Here is a 23,684-nt window from a genome sequence, read left to right as displayed (position 1 = left end):
CCTAAATAAATTGTACTTCAGAAACCTTATCCACCTGAGTAATCTTAGATGCAACTAGTCTAAATTTTTCAGCCTTATCACTTACATAAAAAGAGTATGTAGCTTCATCTTTGTTTGGATTTATTAAGTCCCTATCTTTTAAAAGCACCTTTAATTCTTTTGCAGTTTCCTCAGCTGGATCAATAATTTTAATTTTTTCTCCCAAAACATTAATTATAGTATTTTTTAATACTGGAAAGTGAGTGCATGCAAGTACTAATCCATCCATCTTTCTAAAATCTTCTTCCTCTACCAGATATTTTTCTATAATTAATCTGGCTATATCTGTGTCTACCCAGCCCTCTTCCACTATAGAAACAAACATTGGACAGGCTTTTGATTTGATTTGAATAGAAGGGTTGGCTCTTAAAATCTTTTTTTGGTAAACTTTTGAATCAACTGTAGCTGAAGTTGCAATTATTCCTAAAGATGAAATACCATCTTCCTTAAGAACAGCTCTTACTCCGGAATCTATAACTCCAATAATTGGAATATCAAGCATATCTTTTAAATATTCATAACTAATTGCAGTCATAGTGTTGCAGGCTAAAACCAAGGCTTTAATATTTTTCTTAACTAAAAACTTAGCTCCTTCAATTGAAAATTGTAGAATTTCAGAAGCAGGTCTAGGTCCGTATGGAACTCTAGCTGTATCTCCATAATATATTAAATTTTCAGATTTAAGTATTTTTTTTATCTCCTTAAGGACAGTAAGTCCCCCAATTCCAGAATCAAAAATACCTATCGGTCTATCATCCATTAATTACTACCTCGCATTTACCTTAAAACTTAGATCATATTTATCTTTGAAGAAGAAAAAAGCATTATCCAAAGAATAATCATCTTCGAAAATCCCAAAAACAGTTGGACCAGATCCGCACATAAGCTCAGCCTTCGAACCCAATCTTCTCATATTTTCTTTTATTTTTATAATGTCAGGATTATTTTTAAGAGTTACATCTTCTAAGTCATTATTTAAATATTTGTAAAAATCGCTCTTACCATTATTTATAGCATCCGCTAATTTATAAGTTAATTTTTCACTATCTCTAATTACTAAATTTTCATATACATATTTAGAACTCACACCAAAACCAGCATTTACTAAAAGCATTTTTAAACCACTTAAGCTTTTAAGCGGCGTAAGAACATCTCCAATCCCCTCGCCCAAGCAGGTTCCGCCAAGTATAAAAAAGCTAACATCAGCTCCAAGTTTCCTGCAAACATTAATCATTTGATCACTAGAAAGATTTAAATTCCAAATCTCGTTTAATCCTTTAACCGTAGCAGCTGCATTTGATGAACCTCCTGCTAGGCCAGCAGAAAGTGGAATATTTTTTTCAATATGAATTCTTACTCCTTGTCTATCAGTCATATCCTTCATTAAATTCCAAGCTTTAAAAACAAGATTATTTTCACCAGTTGGAATTCTTTTATCATCACAAGTTAAGTTAAGACCCCCATCTAAATATTTCTTATCATTAGAGATATAAATCCCATCCCTAAGATCTATCTCTTGAAAGATAGTAGCAATATTGTGGTAATTGTCTTGTCTTTTATTTATAACATCTAAAGAGAGATTTACTTTTGCAAATGAATCTAAAATTAACTCTGACATAAAATCAAGCCTTTCATAATTTCTTATCCCTAACATTATATCATATAGGTCTAGTCAAAAAAAACAATTATTAAAAAGTTACAAAATTGTAATGTAAAAATATATAAACTAAATAAAAAGGAACATTTCTAAAATAAGTATTAGAAATAAGTTCCCTTAGTAAAATTTATAAATTTTCTAGTCTTTATTTAAATTACTTGAAAATTCTTTTAAACTATTTGTAATCATACTATTGTAAGTTTCAGCTCCTGATTCAGTTAAATGAGTCCCATCCTCTACAAAATACTCTGGATGATCTTTGGAAGTATTATACCAGTCAATCAAATTCATACTCTTATTTTTTTTGACAAATTTACCTATAAGGTCGTTAGCATAAGGCTCCCAATCTTGAGGAGATTTTGTGTTAATGAAAAATAATGGGGATTCTTTGAATCCAGAAGTTAATTTTTTAAGATCTTCCTCTTCAAACATATCATTTGTTCCAAGCTCAAAAACAACGGCTGTATCCTTTGAATCATATTCTCTAGCATACCAATTTGCAATATCTATAGAATTATATAGCTGTCTAGAGACCTCTCCATCTACAATGATTCCTGGAACTTTTTCTTCCAAACTACCTTTAAGCTGTTTTATAATAGAATCTCCAATTATTATAACTTGTTTAAATCCAGTAGCCTTTATACTTGGATATTGTGGATCTTTTTCAAGTTCAACTTTTTTTTCTTTCAGCTTTCCTCTTAGCCTCTTCAATAGCCTTTTTTTCTCTTTCAATTCTATTTTTTTCTTCTAAAATTCTTTGTTTTTCTTCCATCTGTTTGTTATAAATATCTGCCTTTACAGAAAATTCATATCCAGCAAATAAAAATATGAATACTGCTACAAGTCCAATAATCCTAAAGGCGAAAGATTTTAATTTACTTGGATGAAACCTGTAGTTAATTTTATTAAATTTTTCTACAAATATATATGAAGAAATAGCCATGATTATTATTAAAGCAAGTCTTATTAGTAAATAATTAGGCTCCATTTGTTTGACTTCAAATGGAAGTCTAGTAAGAATAAGAATTGGATAGTGCCATAAATATACTCCAAAGGAAATTTTAGCTCCTAAGCTAATCACTTTTGTTTTACCAATTTTTTCTACAACTCCTCCAGCTTTACATGAATTAATAAGTAAAAGAGAACAAAGTAAATCTATCAAAAAAAATCCACCTTTATAAAGCCAAAAAGAAAATTTGGATAAGTTAAATGATAAGAATATAAAAATTCCAATTAATAAAATACTAAATAAATTAATAAATATATAATTTTTCCCATCTTCTTTTTTTGATAGAGTTTTAGAGTTTACAATTGTAGCTAAAAAAGCTCCTAAGAACAATTCATATATCCTTGTATCTGTCCCATAGTAGGATCTATTAATATTGTGGACGTCGAAAACAAAATAGCTTAGAGCAATAAAAATAATACTTGCTCCAAGTAAAATCCACTGAAAATATTGTTTCCTTTTCCAAGTATTAGATAACTTTTTATTTAAGATAAAAATTATAATTCCAATAATTAAAAGAGCCTGCTCCTGAACTCCAAGATACCAAAGGTGGTTGAAGGGAGATTTAGCAAAAGAATCAAAATAATCGACCTTTTTAAATATAAACCACCAATTTCCCAATAATCCTGCCCCAAACAAGCCATCAGAATAGCAAATTTTAAAAAGATCTTTATTAAAAAGGAGCATATAGATATAAATAAGACTAATAAGAGTAATAATCGGAGGAAGAATTCTTTTTAGCCTATGTTTTATTGAATTTAAAAGTCCCTCTCTAGTATACAAATCTTTATTTTCTAGTAAACTTGATGTAACAAGATAAGAAGATATTATAAAAAAAAGATTAACTCCAATAAAACCGCCCGGTAAAAAACTAGGATCTATATGATATATGACTATCATAATTATAGCTAGAACTCTTAAAAAATTAAGTCCATAGAGATAATTTGAATTTGAATTTGAATTTTCATTATTATTTATATCATTTTTCATAAATAAAAGTCCTTTCCTGAAAATAATACAAATCTATTCTAACACAAATATTTTTTAAAACAAGTTTAAAATAGCTAAAAATAGCACTTTCAAAAAATTTTTTAAATATTTTGTGTATAAAAAGAATAATTATTCATCATAAAATATTATTATTTTAGGCAAATTAAAATCGGCACAATAGCTATTTGCTATTTGCCGATTTAACTTAGCCGATTAATTTTATAAATTAATTTCTTTTTAAAATAATCAAAGCCTTTGATTCTTAACAAATCTTTAATTGTACTGTTGATGTTAATACGTCCGAATAGGAATATGATACATTTCTTTCATAATCAAATTCATTTTTTACCCTAACAATAAAAATATTAGGATATGCACTAATAATTTCACCTTCGTTAGTTACTATTCTTTTACGACCTTTGTCAGCCCTAAGAATAACTTTCTTGCCAATATTTTCTTGAACCTGTGTTTTGATATTTGCTAAATTATCTACCTGTTTCAAATCCTCACACCTTCCTCTATATTAACATGTACATTTAGATTATAGCAGAAAGCAGATTTTTTGTCAAGTAAATTGTTTATTATACACTATGTTTTTTTAGATGTCAATATATAAATATTATTTTAATAAAACAATTTTTGCAATGTTAAAATAAATTATAAGTGTTGTGGCATCGACAATTGTAGTTATAAGAGGAGCTGCCATTATGGCAGGGTCTTGATTTAATTTTTTTGCAATAAGTGGAAGAATTGCTCCAATAATCATAGCTGTAACTACAGTAAATATTAAGGTAATAGAAACTACAAGGGCAACATAAACCCCAGCTTTATCAAAGAAAACAATTTTCATAAAATTTACCAAAGCTAAAATAAGACCAGCTATGATAGATACTTCTAGTTCCTTTAAAAAAACTCTTTTTGTATCATTGTTAGTAATTTCTCCAAGGGCCATAGATCTAATAACAACAGTTGAAGCTTGAGATCCTGAGTTTCCACCAGTACCCATAAGCATTGGAATAAATACATTTAGTATAGCTTGAGATCCAAGTATAATTTCAAATGAATTAATTATAGATCCAGAAATAGTTGCTGAAACCATTAGAGCAAGTAGCCAAAAAATCCTATGTTTAGAAAGAGTTAAAAAACTTACATCTAGATATCCTTCATCTTTCGATGAAACCCCAGCCATAGCTTTAAAGTCTTCTTCATTTTCTTCATCAATAACTGAGATAATCTCATCTGCTGTAATTATACCAACTATTCTTTTCTCCTCATCTACAACAGGAAGTGCATCAAAGTCATATTTTTTAAAATCATCAGAAACTTTTTCTTGGTCATCTAAGGTTCTTACATAGATAACATCCTCTTCCATTATTTCTTCAATTGTTTTTTCATAATCTTGTGATATAAGTTCTCTTAAAGAAACATAGCCTAAAAGTTTCCTATATGGATCAGTTACATAACAAGTATAAATAGTAACCTTATCAGGAGCTGTTTTATTTATATAATCAAGAGCATCCCTAACTATCATATCTTTCTTTAAGGAAACATACTCAGTTGTCATTAGAGATCCTGCAGAATCTTCAGGATATGAAAGAATTTGGTTGACCGCTTCCCTATCTTCAGGGCTAGTATTTCTAAGAATTTTCTTAACTGCATTTGACGGCATCTCCTCTAAGGCATCAACTAAATCATCAACAAACATTTCCTTTAAAAAATCTTTCATGTCTGCATCAGTAAGTTCTCTAGCAAGACTTCCCCTTAGTTCAGAGTCAATCTCTGAGAAAACAAAAGCTGCATCATCTTTTTTAAGTAGTCTGAAGATGATAAGTGCTTCTTTAACAGTTACTTCATCGTCTTCCATAACTTCTATTATATCTGCTCTTTGCATCTTTAATAGAAGATTTTTAAGTCCGATATAATCTTTTTCATCTAAATATTTTTTTGCTATATCTGCTAATATAATCATCCCATTCTACCTCCTTTTTTTATTATATCATCTTTTATATATTAAAGAAAATTTAATACATTCTTTTATAATATTAAGATAAATGCTATAATAAATTCAAAGGAGTGATTAAATGGAAATATTAGATTTACAACCAAAAAAAAGTTTTTAAATATTTTAGTGAAATTTCCAAAATTCCTAGATGTTCAGGAAACGAAAAAGAAATTTCAGATTATTTAGTTAATTTTGGAAAAGAAAGAGGCTTTGATGTATATCAAGACGAAGCTTTAAATGTATATATGAAGAAAAAAGCAAGCCCAGGTTATGAAAATGCACCTACAGTCATTCTTCAAGGTCACATGGATATGGTTTGCGTTAAAAGTGAAGACTCTAATCACAACTTCTGTAAAGATCCAATAAAACTAATTTATGAAGATGGAATAATTCATGCAGATAAGACAACTTTAGGTGCTGATAATGGAATAGCTGTAGCTATGGCACTTGCATACTTTGATTCAGATGAATATAAGCATCCAAATCTTGAAATGCTAATTACTTCATCTGAAGAAACTGGGATGGATGGAGCTATAGCAGTTGATGGAAAGCTTCTTGAAGGAAAGTACCTTCTAAATATTGACTCCGAAGAGGACTATGGCTTTACTGTTTCTTGTGCAGGTGGAGTTAACCAAATTGTTAGATTTAAAGAAGAATTTGATGAAAATAATTCTAATGAAGCCTATACAATTACTGTAGATGGTTTACTTGGTGGCCATTCTGGAATGGAAATTATTAAAGAGAGAGCCAATGCTATAAAAGTTGTAGCTAGATTTTTAAATAGTATAAAAGATAAGATTGTTTTAGCTGAAATAAGCGGCGGAACTAAACACAATGCTATTCCAAATAAAGCCTTTGCCACATTTACTGCAAGCGAAGATATAAGTAGTGAATTTGAAAAATTCAGAAAAGAAATTACAAATGAGTATAAGACAAAAGATAAAGGTTTAAGGATTAGTTTAAATAGAACTGAGATTAAAAAAACTTATACAAAAGATCTTTCAGATAGACTAGTTAGTTTTTTAGCCCTTGCTCCTCATGGAATAAAGGCTATGAGTGCCGATATTAAGGGCCTCGTTGAAACATCAGATAATCTATCAGTCGTAGAAAAAGATAATGGAAATATTAAAATTACTTTCTCTATTCGTTCTTCTATAGAAAGTGCTAGAAGAGAGTTAGAAAAAGAAATTGAAACTTTAGCTAAAATTTTAAAAGCAGATATCGAGTCAAGAGACGGATATCCTGCTTGGGAATTTGAAGAAGATTCAAAACTTTTAAGTATTTCAAAGAAAGTTTATAAAGATGTATTTAATAAAGAGCCTGAAATCTTAGCAATACATGCTGGCCTTGAATGCGGACTACTTAAAAAACATCTTCCAAATACTGAAATGATTTCTTTTGGACCAAACTTACACGATGTTCACAGTGAAAAAGAAAGAATGGAAGTAGAATCTGTAAATAAGATGTTTAATTTCCTAGTAGAACTTTTAGAAAATATAAAATAAAGCGACTTAGTATAATAGTAATATTATAATAATAGTAATTTTTAAAAAATCATAAATACCATCCTTATAAAATTTATAAGGATGGTATTTTTATGCTTTTTTTACTTTATTAAATAAATCTACAACTTCTGTAACTTTTAATATTAATAAAAGTGTAAAATAAACTAGACCTGCAAATAAAATCATTATAATAAAGGATAATTTATAGCTTAGAAAACCTTGTATGAAATTAAAAAAGATTTTAGTTAAAATCCCCATAACTATAGAAGCTAATGTAATCTTTACTAATTCTACTAATTCTAATTTAAAATTAATTTTACCATGTTTTTTACTAAAAAGAATTGAAAGGCTTATTCCTCCAGATATAGAAGCTATAGCAGTTCCTAGGGCAAGACCATTAAGGCCCATAAATTTAGATAGGCTAACTGAAAATATAACATTTAAAAGAACAATAAGTCCTGTATTTTTAACTGGCGTTTTTGTATCTTTTAATGAATAAAATGCCTTTGAAAGAGTATCTATTAAGCTATAACCAATAAGTCCTAAAGCATAGAAAAATAAAGCTCCACCAACTACAGTAACATCGTTTTCTGTAAACATTCCCCTTTTAAATAAAATTCTTACAACGTCGTTTGAGAAAAATAAAAAGGCAACAATTGATGGAATTACAAGAATTGCAGATAGTGTAATTGTAGTTCTTATAGTCTTTTTAACTTTTTCCATATCATTTTCAGATGCAGCCTTACTCATCTCAGGATAAGCAACTGTTCCTATTGACATTACAACAAGACCTGCAACAAATGAATAAAGCTTAACTGCATAGTTTAGAGATGAAACTCCACCCTCAGAAACAACAAGACTAGCAAGGGTTTTGTCGATAATTGTATTTACATCGCTAATCGCCATACCAATAATCATAGGTACAATTATTTTAAGAGTTTCTTCAATATGAGGATCTTTTAAATCTATAAAAAATTTATGCCTATAACCATATTTCCTAACTGCAAATGGATACAAAATATACTGAAAAACATTTGCTAGGGCTACTCCGACAACAAGAGCTATAAAACCAAGCTTGCTCGAAATAATAATAGCAGAAATTATAACTATATTTAAAAAAATAGATATAGAACCAGGAACTTTAAAGTTTCCCTTAACCTGCAAGTAGCCAGTAAATATAGATCCATATCCAACCGCAAATAAGGAAAGAAATATAACTCTTACAAAAAATACTGCCTTTTCAAATACTTCTCCCTCAAAACCAGCTGCAAATATTTTAACAATAGGTCCTGCAAGCAAAATTCCAAGTCCAGTAAATACAAATGACAATAAGATTACTATGTTAGTTAAATTAGAAGTAAATTCATCTGCTACTCTTGTCCCCTTCTCTTTCTCAATTGAAGAATAAAGTGGAATGATTGCATTACCAGTTCCTGCTGTTACAAATTTAAAAATAACCAAAGGTACAGTCATAGCAATAATAAAAATATCCGCTATATAGCTAGTTCCATAAAAATATGAAAGTACCAGCTCTCTTAAAAATCCAAAAACCTTAGTAAAAAGTGTAAGTAGCAGTAAAAGAATTGCTGTTTTTTTCATGTTTTAACTATTTTCCCTTTCAAAATTCCAAGAATCTCTTACCATTTCTTCAATTCCTTTTTCAGCAGTAAAATTCAAAAGTTTTTTTGCCTTGTCGGCATTTGCATAATAAATAGCTAAATCTCCCGGTCTTCTTCCTACAATTTCATAATTTACTTTTACTTTGTTCACCTTTTCAAAAGCTTTTACTATATCTAAAACAGAATAACCTCTTCCTGTTCCAAGATTAATGTAATCAAATAAGCCTTCCTTCTTTTCAAGGTATTCTAGAGCTTTTACATGGCCTACAGCAAGATCTACAACGTGAATATAATCCCTTACTCCAGTTCCATCCTTTGTTTCATAATCGTCTCCAAAAACTTTTAATTTATCATAAGTTCCCTTGGCAACTCTAGTAATATATGGCATAAGATTGTTTGGAATACCATTTGGATCTTCTCCAATAAGTCCAGACTTATGGGCTCCAATAGGATTAAAATATCTTAAAGCAAGCATTTGGAATGATGGATTAGATTTTTGAAATCCTTCCATAATAATTTCAGAGAAAAGTTTTGTATAGCCGTAAGGGTTAACAGCACCTGTTCTCATTCCTTCAATATATGGAATACTATTATCCTTATGGTAAACAGTAGCAGACGATGAGAAAATTAAACTTCTTACTTCCTCAGCCTCCATAGCTTTTAAAAGGCTAATCATTCCATATACATTTTCTTCATAATAAAGTAGAGGCTTTTCAACTGACTCTCCTACAGCCTTTTTGCCTGCAAAATGGATCACTCCATCTATTTTTTCATTTTTTAATATATGTTTTAATTTTTCACTATCCTTAACATCATCCTTATAAAAGATAATATCCTTTCCAGTAATAATTTTAATTTTATCCTTAACTTCCTCTTTTGAGTTAGATAAATTATCTAAACAAATAGGATTATATCCTCTTTCTATAAGTTCAACAATTGTATGGGACCCAATATATCCAAGTCCACCTGTTACAAGAATATTTTTCAAAAATTTTCTCCTTTACATAATTTTCTCCTTAATTATATCATAAAGTCTAAATTATTTTATTACATATAAACTTAACTTATGCTATAATATTTTTTATATTGATAAAAATAAATTATTAACAAATGATAACATTAGAAAGAGGTACTATGGAAACAAAGGAAGAATTAATTTTAAATGGAAATATAAATAAAGCCATTATAAATCTATCAATTCCGCTTATGATAAATAGTTTTATACAGACATTATATAGTCTAGTTGATGGCCTTTACCTCTCAAGACTAGGTACAGTAGAATTTGCAGCTACAAGTTTAGTTTTTCCTGTTATTTGGCTTTTTTTAACTTTTGCACAAGGCGTATCATCAGCTTCAACTTCCATAATGAGTCAACTATTGGGGATGAAAAAAGAAAAAGAATGCAGCGGATATCTTTTTCAGGTAATTTGTTTTGGAATATTTATTAGCTTTGTTGTAACTCTTACTTCCCAATTTTTTACAGATGGATTAACTAAATTTATGGGAGCAAAGGATGATGTTTTTACTCATGCTTCCAACTATTTAAAAGTTAGTTTCTTTGGATATCCAGCGATAGTTTTTTCCCTAATAGTAGCTTCTATTATGCAGTCAGAAGGAGATACTAAATCAATAACTTTTGCAAGCGTTATATCTTCACTAGTAAATTTAGTTTTAGATCCAATATTTATTTTTGAAAAAATCTCAATTCTAAATATAAACGGATTAAATCTTGGAGTAATTGGCGCATCTCTTGCAACTGTTATATCACAGTATATAATGCTTCTAACTGGAATATTCCTACTTAAAAAAAATAAGAGAAAGATAAAAGTAAGATTTAAGGGCGAAAAACTTTCACTTGAAAAAATAAAAAAAATATTTAAAATAGCCATACCTTCTATGGTAGGTCAATCTTCAGAAGCATTTGGATTTGTAATTTTAAATAAATATATTTCCTACTATGGAACAATAACTCTAGCGGCCTACTCACTTGTAAATAGGACTACATCAATTTTAATGCAGCCACCAATGGGTATAGGAATGTCCCTTCCAACCATAATCGGTCAAAACCTAGGTGCAGGAAAACTTAAAAGAGTAAAGGAAAGCTTTAAGTCAGCCCATTTAATAAGTTTTGTAATTTCTTTTATTGGCGCTGTGATTATGCTAATATTTTCAAAAGAAATTATAGAAATATTTGTAAAAAAAGAGGAAGCAAAAATAATTTTTCCAGAGGCTTATGAGTATATGCTTTACTCAATCCCAATCATGCCTCTTATGGGATGCTTTTCTATATTTAACGGCTTTTTCCTTGGAACTGGCCACACAAAATACTCAATGATAATGGGAATTGGAAGACTTTGGTTAATAAGAATCCCTATTATTATCCTAATTAGAACTTTTTTAGTAGAATTAGGGCAAAGATCTACTACAATTTGGATAGCAATGTTACTAAGTAATATCTTTATAAATCTATGGGCATATATTATTTATAGAAAAGGAAATTGGAAAAAATCAATCATATAGGAAAGAAGCACTGAAAAAAATTTTTCAGTGCTTCTTTTAAAAGCTTTTATTTTCAATTTTTGGAAGTGATAAGAAAATTATTAAGCCGAGTAGAAAAAGAGGAACAATCCCAAGAATTGAGTATCTTGCATTACCAGTAAGATCTGTAATAATTGCCATTATCATAGGTCCAAGTATAGCAGCAAATTTTCCAAAAATATTATAGAAGCCAAAAAACTCGTTGGAATTTTCCTTTGGAATAATTTTTGCAAAATACGATCTTGAAAGGGCTTGAATTCCTCCTTGACAAGATCCCACCAAGGCTCCCAATATGAAAATATGGTAAATATTACTTATATTATATGCAAAAATTACACTAATTAAATAAGTAATAATCGCTACTGTTATCATTTTTCTAGTCCCATATTTGTCGGCAAAATTACCGTATAAAATAGCACAAGGAAAGGCAATAATTTGAATAATTAAAAGTATGGCTAAAAGTGTAAAAGTATTTAATGAGTCTCCTCCAAGTATAGCTTCTGAATATGGAACAACCATTTTAATAATCGTATCTACCCCATCAATATATAAAAAATAAGCTATAAGAAAAGTAAATACAATTTTATGCTTTCTAATTTCTTTTAATGTTTTAAAAAGTCTTGAAAAACTTTTTTTAATTGGATTTTTCTCTCTTTCAACCCCATAAATTTGATCTACGTTTTTTATAATTGGAAGTGATAATACCATCCACCAAAGTGCAGTTATAATAAAACCTATCCTATATCCTAAAGGGTTAGACATACCTAAGGCGTAAACTACAGCAAGCGAAATTGCAAATGGAATAACAGAAGCTATATATCCATAAGCAAATCCTGAAGTGGAAACCTTATTCATTCTCTCATCATCAGTAACATCTACAAGTAAAGCATCATAGAAAATATTTGATCCTGAAAATCCTACAGCTGACAAGATAAATAGTAGGACTAAAAGGAAAATATTTCCAAAAGGAACTAAGGCCAAAAATCCAGTAGATAAAAAACCAACAAGGAAGAAAAATGTAAAAAATTTCTTTTTATAGCCATGATAATCTGCAATTGTTCCTAAAATTGGTGCTAAAATGGCTATAATTAAAGAAGCAATTGAATTAAAATATCCTAAATCCATACCGCCACCTTTACTAAACATAGAAAAATATACAGGTAATAAAGCCGTTGTTATAGCCATTGAGTAGGCAGAATTTCCGCAGTCATATAAAATCCATGAAATTTCCTTTTTACTATACTTTTTAATTTTAATCTCCTCCATTTCCTCTTAATTATATCAAAACAAAAGATAAGCATTGTTAAATTCTAGTAAAATTTATCCTAGTCACTTTATAAATACTTTTCAAAAAATATAAATCTTTATAGAATATATACCCCCCTTGAAAATATTGTATCTTTAAGTTATCATAAAAATAGAAAAATGTTTTCATAATGGAGGTAAAGATGGAATATAAAGTTTTTTGTCCGCCTGATTTCAATGAGGATAAATATAAAAAAATGCCTAATGTAACTTTAAAAGAAGTTACTACCGATGGAGTTTCTCCTGAAGGATTTTATTTAACAACACACATGCCAACCTACTACAAGTACAATGACAATTGGATAATTCCAAAAAGTAATTCTTTAAACTGTGTAGCAGTTTTAGAAAATGATACAATTGTTATAAAAGAAATTAGAAACCTTGTAAAAGGTGATAAAGTTGTCATGGGTAAATCAAGAGATGGTCAAAATGGAGTTTTGATGTACAAAGAAGGATTTAGTAAGGAATTATATGAAGATAATGGTTTTTCTGTAGAGACATCATTCTCCGAAGAATATGAATTACTAACAGATCTTATGAAAAGGGAAAAAGAAAATGGTGGCCATATTGTTTGGGTACTTGGTCCTTCTGTTGTTTTTGACCACGACACAAGGGTTGCACTAGTAGAGCTTTGTGAAAATGGTTATGTTCAAGCCTTACTTGGTGGAAATGCAATTGCAACTCACGACTTAGAGGGTGGTTATCTAGGCACTGCTTTAGGTCAAAATATTTACACACAAGAAAATGTCCCAATGGGTCACTACAACCACCTAGACCTACTTAATGCTGTAAGAAGAGCTGGATCTATCAAGAAATTTAATGATGATGGTCATGTTGCCAATGGATTTATAAAATCTCTTACAGAACATAATATTCCTATTGTACTTGCTGGTTCTATTCGTGATGATGGACCGCTTCCAGAAGTCTATAGAAATACAGAAAAAGCTCTTTCTGCTATGCAAGAACAACTTGACAAGGCAACTCTAGTAATTTGTTTAGCAACTATGCTACACTCAGTTGCATCTGCAAATCTTGCTTCTGGATATACAATTAGAGAAAATGGAGATATTACGCCAGTTTACATGTACACAATAGATGTAACTGAAAATGTAACAAGAAAAATTGCCGCAGCAAGAGAATTAATGGCTGTTAGAAGTATAATAACAAATGTACAAGATTTTGTAGTAAATGTGCAAAAATCACTTATTAAAAAGGAGGATAAATAATGAAGTTTGAAATTCCTAAATTTAGAGAGCCTGATTTTAATCAAGACTTTTTAAAAAATGCTCCGAATTGCACCCTAGAACAATGCCCTGAGGATGGTATATCTCCAGAAAATTACCACGCCCTATCAGTATATCCTGAATATTTTAAAATAAATGGTAAATGGGTATTAGCTACAGAATCTAGAATGGATACAGTAGCAGTAGCAATAGATGAAGAAGGAAAAGAAAAAGTAAATATAGTCGAATTTAGAAACCTTAAAAAAGGCGATAAGGTAGTTATAGGTAGAACTGAAAATGCCGAAGAAGGAATCTATATGTGGACAAAGGGTTTTGAAAGCGTGGATTCAAATGAAGATAATTTTGCATTTAGATCTGGTAGAAGTAGAGAAACAGCATTTTCCATAGACTATGATAATCTTTATGAACTTTTAAAACATGAAAAAGCAAACGGTGGATATATTACTTGGGTTATAGGTTCAGCTGTTGCACTTGATAAAAATGCCAGAGACGCATTTGAAGGTCTAGTAAAAAAAGGATTTGTAGATGCAGTTTTCTGCGGAAATAATACAGCCGCTATTGACCTAGAAAATGGAGTTTACGGTTCAACTTGGGGGCAAGATATTTTTGTAAAGGAACAAAACACCAATAACAACATCTATGAAACAATTAATCTTGCAAGAAGTTATGGTTCAATGAAAGCATTTATGGGAAGCGGAAAGGTTGAAGATGGTTTTATAAAAGCACTTTACGACAGGGATATTCCAGTAGTAATATCATGCTCCATAAGAGATAGACTACCACTACCTGAAGCTTACACAGATGTATATAAGGCTCAAGATGCAATGAGAGCCCACACTAGAAAATCATCAACAATTATTATGCTATCAGCAATATTATTTACAATTGCATCTGGAAATATGACACCTTCATATAATAAGTTTAATGGTGAAATAAGACCAGTATATCTATACACAGTTGATATTCAAGAATTTGCAGTAAATAAACTAGCAGATAGAGGAACCTTAACAGCAACATCAATAGTAACAAATACTCAAGACTTTTTAAGAAATGTAAATAGATCATTAGAATAAAAATAAAGAGCTGAAAATATTGTAAACTCAAAAATTTTGAGATTATCTAAAATATTTTCAGCTCTTTTTTATCCAAATTTTGATATATAAATTATTAGATTACATTAATTATTTATTTTATAATTTTTTAAAAATTCAATCTTTAACTTAACTTCTAGTAATTTTTTTTAATTTAATTTAATCAAATATTAATATAAGTATCATCTCTCTAATAAGTTACTTTTCAAAAATACGTGTTCTGAATTCTATAAGATATATTATCAAAAAATCTTAATTCAATTTTCAACTTATTTAATAAAAATAAAATGTAAAATATACGAAAACATTTTAAAGCTTATTTTTATTTTATTATAATTTTTTGCTACATTATTCTATATAATGATTAGCTTGCGTAGAATAAAGTTTATAATATAATTTAGATCTATCTTTTAATAATTCTTCATGACTACCTATTTGAACAATTCTTCCTTTATCCAGAACTAAAATATTATCACAAAATCTGCAGCTACCCATTCTATGAGAAATAAATACTCCAGCTCTTCTGTTAATAAGTTGCGACATATTTTTAAAGATTTCATATTCACTTTCTGGATCTAGAGCAGCAGTTGGCTCATCAAAAATTGCAATTGGTGAATCCTTATATATAGCTCTTGCAATAGCTAGTTTTTGTAATTCACCTGCACTAAAATTAATTCCATCTTTTTCCATTTTGAATAGAGATGTATTTTCTTTATTAGCTAGCTTATCAACTTTATCACTCATTCCTACCTCACTAATTGCAAACCTTACTTTTTCTATATTAGGATGTAGGTTAGCTGAAATATTAACACTAATTGGAAAAGCAAATAATTGGTAATCTTGAAAAACAATTGAAAACAAAGACAAATAATCTTCATATTTAAACTGTCTAATATCTATTCCATTTAATGTAATATATCCATCTGTCGGATCGTAAAGCCTTGTAAGAAGTTTTATGAGAGTTGTTTTCCCAGATCCATTTTTCCCAACTATTCCAAATTTAGAGTTAAATCTAAAGCTATATGAAATATTTTTTAAAGCAAAATCTTTTGAATTTTCGTATCTATAAGAAACATTATGAAACTCAATTATATATCTATTATTTTTTATAGAACTTATTTTTCTATTTCCACTTTCTTTTTTATTTGGGAGGTTTAGGAGTTCATCAAAAACTTCTATAAAACTAGATTGAAGTGAAATTTTTTGATTTATATCTATTAGCTCGTTAATACTATTATTAAACATATATAGAACACCGATGTACCTAGACATAGTTCCTATAGATATTGATTTAAAATAAACTTTAAAAATTATTAATGTATATGCTGATAGCTGTGCTATGAACATAATAATTTTATTTAAACTTTCTTTATTTTTTATAGTTTCATGGTAAAATTTATTATAAAAAGAAATAGAAGCATTTAGCGTATCCTCATATAAGGAAAGTATATAGTCTTGCATTTGAAATATACGTATATCTTTTCCAAAATTAACATTAGAAAAAACTTTATCAACATAATAATTAAGTCTACGTTCAACTTTCATTTTATTTTGATATCCTTCTGCTGTACGCATTTTTGATTTTTTAGATATCAATCTACTTAAAAATATATTTAATAGCATGAAACTAAGAATAATAGAAAGCAAAATGTAGGAATTAGAAATTATTGAAAATCTACCTATATCATGATTTATACTTTTTGTAAAACACATTTTAATTATCATAAAAAAGGATGAAATAATTACTACTATTTTAGAAAGTATAGAGATATAGTAATTTATAAAAATATCATACCCCCCTAAATGCTCAATTACATAACGTGCATCTGAAAGTTTTTGTAAAAAATCACCTTTTTCCATTTCTTCATAATCTATGGTCATTGATTTCTCACTTATCATATAGATAAATTTTTTATGGATATTTTTAGTTTTATAATCATTAATTGATTTCAAAAAATCAATTAAGATACCTGTTAAATATATTAACAAGAGTAAGAAAATTACATTTTTAGGTAAGTTGTCAAATTTTTTATATATTAATGAGTCAATTACGATATTTACAAGAAATAAAGATAAATAAGGATATATACCAGTCAAAAATGATTCAAAAATAGATGTATAAATGATTTGTTTGTCTATTTTTAATACTTTTTTTAAACTCTTCAATGCCTTCTTATGTGATAAAAGAAAATTAGATCTCATAAAATTCTCATTCCTTTTGCCTGTAGTATGATGATTGAATCTTATACATCTTATTGTATTTACCATTTCTAGCTACTAAATCATCATGAGTTCCTTCTTCTAAAATAACTCCATCTTCTAGTAATATGATTCGATCACAAAATTTAGTAGAACTCAATCTATGAGAGATAAAAATGATAGTCTTTCCTTCAAATAATTTAGAATATATCTCATATAGCTTATTTTCAGCTATTGCATCTAATGCTGCAGTAGGTTCATCTAATATAACAATAGGAGAATCTTTATAAAGGCATCTAGCCATAAGTAATTTTTGAGATTCTCCTCCAGATAATAATATACCATCCTTTGAAATCTCTTTAGTCATTTCTGTGAATATTCCATTTGGAAGAGAGCTAATCCTGTTACTTAAGTCTACCTGATCTAAAATAATAGATAATTTTTCATAGTTATATTTACTACTACAAGAAATATTTTCTGCAATTGAACTTGCAAAAAAATTAAAATCCTGAAAAACCGCACATAATTTCTTAAAAAGCTGCTCTTTAGAAATTTTTTGTATATCTTGTCCGTCAAATAGAATCTTACCTTTTGTCGGCTTATAAAGTCCCAGTAATAATTTAATTAAAGTTGTTTTCCCTGCTCCATTATCGCCTACAATTGCTATTTTTTCACCTGGCAAGATTTTTAGATTAAAATCCTTAAAAATTTGAACTCCAGTTTCCATAAAAGAATATGAAACATTCTTAAACTCAATTGTAGGTGTAGTGAATTCCTTATAATCTAATGACTTATTGCTAAATATCTTAGGTTTCAAATTTAACATCTCTCTAGTATTTGAAACGTTAATAGAATTATTATCTAAAAAAATGATACTATCGAAAATGTTTTTTAGCCATTCACTCATTCCTGACATTAATCCAATTAATACAATTGCGCGATCTACACCAATATAACTTTTTTTAAAAATAATATAATATAAACTAATTACCTTGATAAAAGAAAGTGTTCTATCAACAAATTTTATTTTAAATGTTTTTTTTGACTCTTTAGCTAACCAGTTTTTTCTTTGTATATTTAAGTTTTCATATTCTTTTTTTAACATTAAAGGTAGAGAGAAGAATCGAATATCTTTTGCATGTTTAAGTGATATTGAATGTCTAAAAATATAATTCATTTTTGAATCAATCTTTTGACGTTCATCCTCATTTTCTTTAATCCACAAACTATTTTTATGATATAATAGCATAGTCATTAATGAGGTAAAAAAAGTAACAAGTGCCAAATAAATACTAATATCTGAAGAATAGATTAGAAAAACAATAAGTCCAATTATGCTAGTAAATAGCGTTTGACAATCAAATATAATATGATGAAAACCCATATGGTAACCATCATAATAAGAATTAATCCCTTTCTCAAATTTTATTCTATAATTTTCAGTATCAATATATTCAAAATCTAAATTTAAACTTAAAGAATAATAATCTTTAGCCCTAAGCATCCTGATATTATTTATACTATTATTTAAATTTCTTTCTAGTCTTTTAGTAGTTATGTCAATTAATAAAAGTAAAAATAAGTAGCTAAGAGTGCCAAGAATAATTTGATAAATTTGCAAACCATTCTGAAACATTCTTATAACAAATGCTGGCAAAAAAATTTGAGCAAAGGAAATAAAAATATTTAATATAGACAAAAGAACGCTTCTTATAAAATAATAAGGAATACTTTGATCTTTAAGCAAATATTTATATGTAAAGATAATATTTTTAAAAGTTGATTTATTATTCATTAAACACCTACAATTCATATTATAATAACTCTTGTAAATTTAGAATATCAATATATTTACACTGAATTTTATTATAATCATTGTTGATACTAGTAGAACTCCAACTGAACCCAGGACATCTTGTGCAATAATCACTATATTTACAATTATTAACATAAATAACAATGTAAATTTGATTTAATTATATAATAACCTGGTTTTGTTATATATCATATTATTTTTCTAGTTCACCTTATAAAAAATTAATTTATTAACTAAAGTTAATAAATTAATTTTTTAATTTTGATTAGCTTTCAATCTTATTGGCATATTATTCTCTGGTATAAAAAATTCTTGCCTACAAGTCCTATTCTCAATATCAGAAAATGTTAGCTGGAATATTTGGTTTGTCTTATAAGATTTAACCTGAAGTATCTTTCTAGAAGATTCATAGAGGCTAATATATCTAGTGTAGGTATAATCCTTATAACTCTTATTCTTTATAAAGCCCTTTGGCATCGACATAGCATTCATTATACTATAACTAGAAGCAATGGCCTGGTCAAAGTTTTCGGAAAAATCTTCAGTTTTAAGAAAATAATAAGCTTTTAAAAATCTAGAAGTAGAATCATATCCTCCAGGCAAATTTTTAGCCCCATTAAAATCTCTTAAATCTATATCCTTGTAAGTTTTTTTCAAGTTTTTTAATGTGTGATTTAAAATGGGGTGCATTTGTCATAACACCATAAGGATTTTCATAATAAAAAAGTTCTCCACCCTTAGATTCAATTACAATTGATTTTTTTCTCCTTGTCAGCTAGGTAAAAGTGGAAGTATGGGCAGATTATCCTCTCCCCTAGATTATTTTTCAAAGAAAAATTTATATTTTTTATATCCCCTATGACTTCATCAACATTTTTATAGTTTGCAAGTACATAAGACATAAAGTGTAAAGATGAAATATTAAACTTTCCATAAGCTGGTTTTGCTGAATGAATATTAAATACTGTGTAGTCGTTAGTTATCCCCATAAGGCCGTGTTCATTTATTCCATCTTTTAGTGGGTCATAATTGTTAAATACAAGTCCCATTGTTTCATATTTGCTATAATAGTCATTCCCATCTAGATCAGTAAATGCCTTGTATCCTCTTGGAAAAAACACAACATTAAAATCAATTGGATGTTCAAAATCCATAGTTCTTGCTAGAACTGATCCATCTAAGTAGTCTAATTTAATTCCTGTACACATATCTACCCCTTAAAATTCTTTTTTATCATCATTAAAATTATATCATAAGTTTGAGTAAAAAAAACTAAAGCTATTATTAATAAGCTTATTGTCGTTTCTAATGCCTTTTATTTTGAAATACTAAGTTTTTTTGCTTATGATAATGATTTAAAATATAAAAGATGGATAAGAAATATTTTCCTATCCATCTTTAGTAGTTCAAATTATATATTAAGATTTATCAGTAGATATTTAAAGTAAGTTCTTGTTTCCTTTTAAATAGTGATTGCTCTTATTAAAATTATGATGTAACTAATCCTAAGTCAAATACAACTAAAGAATTTTTAGATACTATTAATTCCTAAAATTTCTATCTTTTATCACAATTTAAATAGAAATACTCTTTGTAAAATAATTTTCGTCAATATGTTTATGGTCAATGGTTATAATTGTTTTTGATTCTAAATATTTCATCAGATCATCAAATATTTCGTAGAATAAAATTTCATCAAGTCCTGTACTTATTTCGTCAAAAATGTATAGGCAGGAGTCCTTGTACAAAGCTCTTGCCAATAAAACTCTAGTCTTTTCTCCTCCTGATAATGTTGTGGCATCAAAGCCAATCTTGTTTGCTGAATATTTCTCTAAAACTTCTCCTAACCTACAAATTTTAATAATTTTATTCAATTTGTCCTCGTCAAACTTAGCTTTGAATGTGATGTTATCAATAATTGACATATTAAATAATTTATTTTCCTGAAAAACTGCTGATAGGGATATTGCCTGATTTTCTTTGCCATCAACATAAACATTACCAGAAGTAGGTTTGTACATGTTGGTTATTAGCTTTGCAATTGTCGATTTTCCTGAGCCAGTTCTGCCATTTATTTTTAATTTATCTTTCTTATTTATGACTAAATTGAAATTATTTAAAATATGATTATCCCCATAATTTAATGAAACATCTTTAAATTCAATTGTACTAAAATCCTCAACTAAATTTATATTTTCCTTCTCTATATTTCTTAAAGTATCATCTATTCTCTTAATAGAATTTTTGAAAGTGGAAATTTCTTTTTGATTTTCTATTATATTAAAGATTGGATCGGTAATCATTGACGCATACAAAATAATTGCTACTAATGCACCTACAGATAAGCTCCCCCTACTAACGCGCATACCCCCAATTAGAATTAAAGTAGCCATAATTAAATTAAAGAGTAAGCTTACAAGTGCTTGAGAAATATTTTTTATATTTACAATTTTTTTATCCAGGATATTTAATTCAATGTTTTCCTTTTGGAATTCTCTAGTAAATACCTTCTCTTTATTAAATAATTTAATATCCCTTGCACCTACAATAATGTCAAAAAATTTATTTATTACATTGAGCCTTTGAATTTGACTATTTTTAGATGCTATTTCTGAACCCTTTAATATCTTTTGAATTACTATACTTGAAATAATAGAGATAATAATCATAGCAAATAACATTATATAGTCATATTTTATTATTATGATTGATCCAATTACAAAACTTGATATTGAAAATCCCAAGTCAAAAATAAGTGGAATTAACTTGTCATCAAGCGATTTTAGATCGTCAACTAATACATTAAAAACATTACTTTGACCAGCTTGTTCTAATAAATCAATTTTTGTCTTTAAAATGCTTTCAACAATCTCATCCCTTATACTTCTATTCAAATTTAGTTCAAATTTTGAACCAAAGTTAACAAGACTAATCTTAAAAAGATTAACCAAAATATAAACAATTGAATATAGTATTATGTATTTTATAAACTCACTCTTATTTCCTATAGTTAGATAATCAACTACCTTTTGAATGAAAACCATAGGAAAAATACTTAAACTTCCTACAATAATTCCTGTTAAAAATAGGAGTAAAATCTTAGAAAAATTCTTTTTATATTTATCTCTTATCATAATTTTCTCCTGAGATTAAAGTTTTTATTTTATAAATTTAATAATTTTAATATTAAGATATTGTTTAATATAGTTCTATCTAAATCAAAAATCTGATACATACAAACTCTTAAAACGTTTGCTATACCGTTAGCAATTTTAAAACTCGAAATAGTTTATCCTTTAGTAGCTAAGATCTCATCATTTAATTCCGACAAACTTAAAATCAAATTGCAAATCAACAATGCAAGCATACACACAATACCTATATTAATAATTTGCATTCCTAATAGAATAGGTAGGATTGTACAAACAATGTCTATAACCACTAATATGACTAAAAATTTAAACCTAATTTTAGCTGAAGATCTAAGCAATTTCAATATCGAAAGTAACTATCATCTCTTGCGTTTTTATTTAATTATTTGGCTCGACAAACTGAGATTTGTTAAGCTCTTTTTATCATTAATGGTAAGCCGTATTCATCTATTCCATTGTCAGAGAAACCAAGCGATGCCCAAAATCTATGCGAATCCTCTTTTGCGTAGTTCATGGCGTAATACATTGCGCCGTCGTTTTTTGTGTATTCCATAAGCGTTTGGAAACATTTGTGTCCTGTCCCGTTCCCTCTATACTCTGGGAACACCCAAAAATCAAGAATGAAACATTTTCCGTCCTCGCTTTTGTAAGTGCAGTACTGAGAAGCGCCTATTTTAACTCCGTCACGCACAAAATATACCATGTGTTGAGTGTCCGGAGTGCGCAACATATGACTTTGCAATACATCTCGATATTCCGCGCTCTGGAAGTATTTCTTTTCTTCCTCCGTCGTTATAAACCCGTCATTTACCAAATACTGAAACTGAATGTCCCAATACTCGTTGATTTTTGAAACAGGTATCTCCTGAATGAATATCATTTCAACATCCCCCTCAAATTCTAATTTATCTAGTTCTATTATATTAGATAGTCCCTCGCATGTGTAGACTCTTACAGTAAATATTTCAATCTTGTTATCACTGTATTACCATTTATCTTAGCTTTACCCTTTCGTGTAATATACTTTTCAATATCAAAAACATTTCTCTCATCATAATATTCAAATAACTTGTAATTCTTATGCTTTGTAATATTAAATTTATCAGACAAGAAATGTCTTACTACTCTTAGATAAAAATATACCAATTTTAATAATCTCCGTCTAAGTAATCCTCAAGTTGATATTCATTCCCATCAACTTCTATAAACCATGTGCTATAAGCATCTATATTTAAAGGATTGTCATCAACAACATGAGTTTTATAATACTTTGTATATATACTATACACGAGATTCTTTCTTGTGTCATTCTTATCTATTTTCCCATTATAAAAAGATATATATACAGTAGATACTTTTGAATCTTTTTCCCAATATTTACTTGCAATTTCATCCATGTGATTGGTATTTATGAATGGTTTCAATTTATCTATTACTTTTTTTACATCATTAATTTTAAAATTTTCAGATGTAACAAAATTAATATATAAGGATGGTCTTAAAAATTTTATTTGAATCACA

21 protein-coding genes and 1 pseudogene are annotated in these 23,684 nt (G+C 28.3%); 4 read left to right on the top strand and 18 right to left on the bottom strand.

What is annotated here, in order from left to right:
• Position 1: 1 nt before the first annotated feature.
• From murI to mgtE, 6 genes are all read right to left on the bottom strand, one after another.
• Positions 2-799, bottom strand: coding sequence for a glutamate racemase (murI, locus tag VLK81_RS03505; RefSeq protein ID WP_324619243.1), 798 nt, complete (start codon positions 797-799; stop codon positions 2-4).
• Between the two features lie 6 nt (positions 800-805).
• On the bottom strand, positions 806-1,693 hold the full coding sequence (gene ispE, locus VLK81_RS03500; protein ID WP_324619242.1) for a 4-(cytidine 5'-diphospho)-2-C-methyl-D-erythritol kinase: 888 nt from the start codon (positions 1,691-1,693) through the stop codon (positions 806-808).
• A gap of 141 nt (positions 1,694-1,834) precedes the next feature.
• Entirely contained in the window at positions 1,835-2,407 is a 573-nt protein-coding gene (locus tag VLK81_RS03495; RefSeq protein ID WP_324619241.1) for an SGNH/GDSL hydrolase family protein, read from the bottom strand.
• Positions 2,367-3,692: an acyltransferase family protein gene (locus VLK81_RS03490; RefSeq protein WP_324619239.1), complete on the bottom strand. Its 1,326-nt coding sequence runs from the start codon at positions 3,690-3,692 to the stop codon at positions 2,367-2,369. Before VLK81_RS03490 ends, VLK81_RS03495 begins: the two co-directional genes overlap by 41 nt.
• Positions 3,693-3,954: 262 nt before the next feature.
• On the bottom strand, positions 3,955-4,194 hold the full coding sequence (locus VLK81_RS03485; protein WP_324619237.1) for a Veg family protein: 240 nt from the start codon (positions 4,192-4,194) through the stop codon (positions 3,955-3,957).
• 117 nt (positions 4,195-4,311) lie between these two features.
• The gene (gene mgtE / locus VLK81_RS03480) at positions 4,312-5,661 is read right to left on the bottom strand and encodes a magnesium transporter (protein WP_324619235.1); all 1,350 of its coding nucleotides are present in this window, start codon (positions 5,659-5,661) and stop codon (positions 4,312-4,314) included.
• A 125-nt stretch (positions 5,662-5,786) separates the two neighbouring features.
• Between mgtE and VLK81_RS03475 the strand changes: the two genes are divergently transcribed.
• The gene (locus VLK81_RS03475) at positions 5,787-7,199 is read left to right on the top strand and encodes an aminoacyl-histidine dipeptidase (protein ID WP_324620443.1); all 1,413 of its coding nucleotides are present in this window, start codon (positions 5,787-5,789) and stop codon (positions 7,197-7,199) included.
• Between the two features lie 90 nt (positions 7,200-7,289).
• Here the strand turns inward: VLK81_RS03475 and murJ are convergent, their stop codons facing one another.
• Positions 7,290-8,798, bottom strand: a complete 1,509-nt coding sequence (gene murJ / locus VLK81_RS03470) for a murein biosynthesis integral membrane protein MurJ (protein WP_324619233.1) — start codon at positions 8,796-8,798, stop codon at positions 7,290-7,292.
• 3 nt (positions 8,799-8,801) lie between these two features.
• Positions 8,802-9,806 (bottom strand): UDP-glucose 4-epimerase GalE, encoded by a 1,005-nt coding sequence (gene galE / locus VLK81_RS03465; protein ID WP_324619232.1) that lies wholly within the window; start codon positions 9,804-9,806, stop codon positions 8,802-8,804.
• A gap of 146 nt (positions 9,807-9,952) precedes the next feature.
• Between galE and VLK81_RS03460 the strand changes: the two genes are divergently transcribed.
• Complete coding sequence (locus tag VLK81_RS03460) at positions 9,953-11,338, top strand: MATE family efflux transporter (protein ID WP_324619231.1); 1,386 nt, start codon at positions 9,953-9,955, stop codon at positions 11,336-11,338.
• Positions 11,339-11,374: 36 nt separating this feature from the next.
• Here the strand turns inward: VLK81_RS03460 and VLK81_RS03455 are convergent, their stop codons facing one another.
• The gene (locus VLK81_RS03455) at positions 11,375-12,622 is read right to left on the bottom strand and encodes an MFS transporter (RefSeq protein WP_324619230.1); all 1,248 of its coding nucleotides are present in this window, start codon (positions 12,620-12,622) and stop codon (positions 11,375-11,377) included.
• Positions 12,623-12,804: 182 nt separating this feature from the next.
• Between VLK81_RS03455 and VLK81_RS03450 the strand changes: the two genes are divergently transcribed.
• Together VLK81_RS03450 and VLK81_RS03445 are read left to right on the top strand one after the other, a co-directional pair.
• Entirely contained in the window at positions 12,805-13,887 is a 1,083-nt protein-coding gene (locus VLK81_RS03450; RefSeq protein WP_324619229.1) for an ornithine cyclodeaminase family domain, read from the top strand.
• The gene (locus VLK81_RS03445; RefSeq protein ID WP_324619227.1) at positions 13,887-14,978 is read left to right on the top strand and encodes a putative NPN-dependent ornithine cyclodeaminase; all 1,092 of its coding nucleotides are present in this window, start codon (positions 13,887-13,889) and stop codon (positions 14,976-14,978) included. The genes VLK81_RS03450 and VLK81_RS03445 overlap by 1 nt, the downstream gene beginning before the upstream one ends.
• 366 nt (positions 14,979-15,344) lie before the next feature.
• Here the strand turns inward: VLK81_RS03445 and VLK81_RS03440 are convergent, their stop codons facing one another.
• From VLK81_RS03440 to VLK81_RS09760, 9 genes and pseudogenes are all read right to left on the bottom strand, one after another.
• The gene (locus VLK81_RS03440; protein WP_324619225.1) at positions 15,345-17,198 is read right to left on the bottom strand and encodes an ABC transporter ATP-binding protein; all 1,854 of its coding nucleotides are present in this window, start codon (positions 17,196-17,198) and stop codon (positions 15,345-15,347) included.
• A 7-nt stretch (positions 17,199-17,205) separates the two neighbouring features.
• Complete coding sequence (locus VLK81_RS03435) at positions 17,206-18,990, bottom strand: ABC transporter ATP-binding protein (RefSeq protein ID WP_324619223.1); 1,785 nt, start codon at positions 18,988-18,990, stop codon at positions 17,206-17,208.
• Positions 18,991-19,266: 276 nt separating this feature from the next.
• Positions 19,267-19,701: a linear amide C-N hydrolase gene (locus VLK81_RS03430; RefSeq protein WP_324619221.1), complete on the bottom strand. Its 435-nt coding sequence runs from the start codon at positions 19,699-19,701 to the stop codon at positions 19,267-19,269.
• Positions 19,628-19,786: a linear amide C-N hydrolase gene (locus tag VLK81_RS09765; RefSeq protein WP_407651963.1), complete on the bottom strand. Its 159-nt coding sequence runs from the start codon at positions 19,784-19,786 to the stop codon at positions 19,628-19,630. Before VLK81_RS09765 ends, VLK81_RS03430 begins: the two co-directional genes overlap by 74 nt.
• A complete protein-coding gene (locus tag VLK81_RS03425) occupies positions 19,755-20,219 on the bottom strand; it encodes a linear amide C-N hydrolase (protein WP_324619220.1) in 465 nt (154 codons plus the stop codon). The genes VLK81_RS09765 and VLK81_RS03425 overlap by 32 nt, the downstream gene beginning before the upstream one ends.
• A gap of 366 nt (positions 20,220-20,585) precedes the next feature.
• Positions 20,586-22,145 carry an ABC transporter ATP-binding protein gene (locus VLK81_RS03420; protein WP_324619219.1) on the bottom strand — a complete coding sequence of 520 codons (1,560 nt, stop codon included), beginning with the start codon at positions 22,143-22,145 and terminating at the stop codon, positions 20,586-20,588.
• 427 nt (positions 22,146-22,572) lie between these two features.
• Entirely contained in the window at positions 22,573-23,043 is a 471-nt protein-coding gene (locus VLK81_RS03415) for a GNAT family N-acetyltransferase (RefSeq protein WP_324619218.1), read from the bottom strand.
• A gap of 71 nt (positions 23,044-23,114) precedes the next feature.
• Positions 23,115-23,300 (bottom strand): annotated as a pseudogene (locus tag VLK81_RS03410) (conjugal transfer protein); the annotation flags it as partial.
• A gap of 11 nt (positions 23,301-23,311) precedes the next feature.
• On the bottom strand, positions 23,312-23,683 hold the full coding sequence (locus VLK81_RS09760) for a hypothetical protein (RefSeq protein WP_378143071.1): 372 nt from the start codon (positions 23,681-23,683) through the stop codon (positions 23,312-23,314).
• Position 23,684: the final 1 nt, after the last annotated feature.

This window comes from Citroniella saccharovorans (assembly GCF_035481615.1).
Taxonomy (GTDB): domain Bacteria; phylum Bacillota; class Clostridia; order Tissierellales; family Peptoniphilaceae; genus Citroniella; species Citroniella saccharovorans.
The sequence above is the reverse complement of the archived record's forward strand: the minus strand, read 5'-3'. Positions and strand labels throughout refer to the sequence as shown.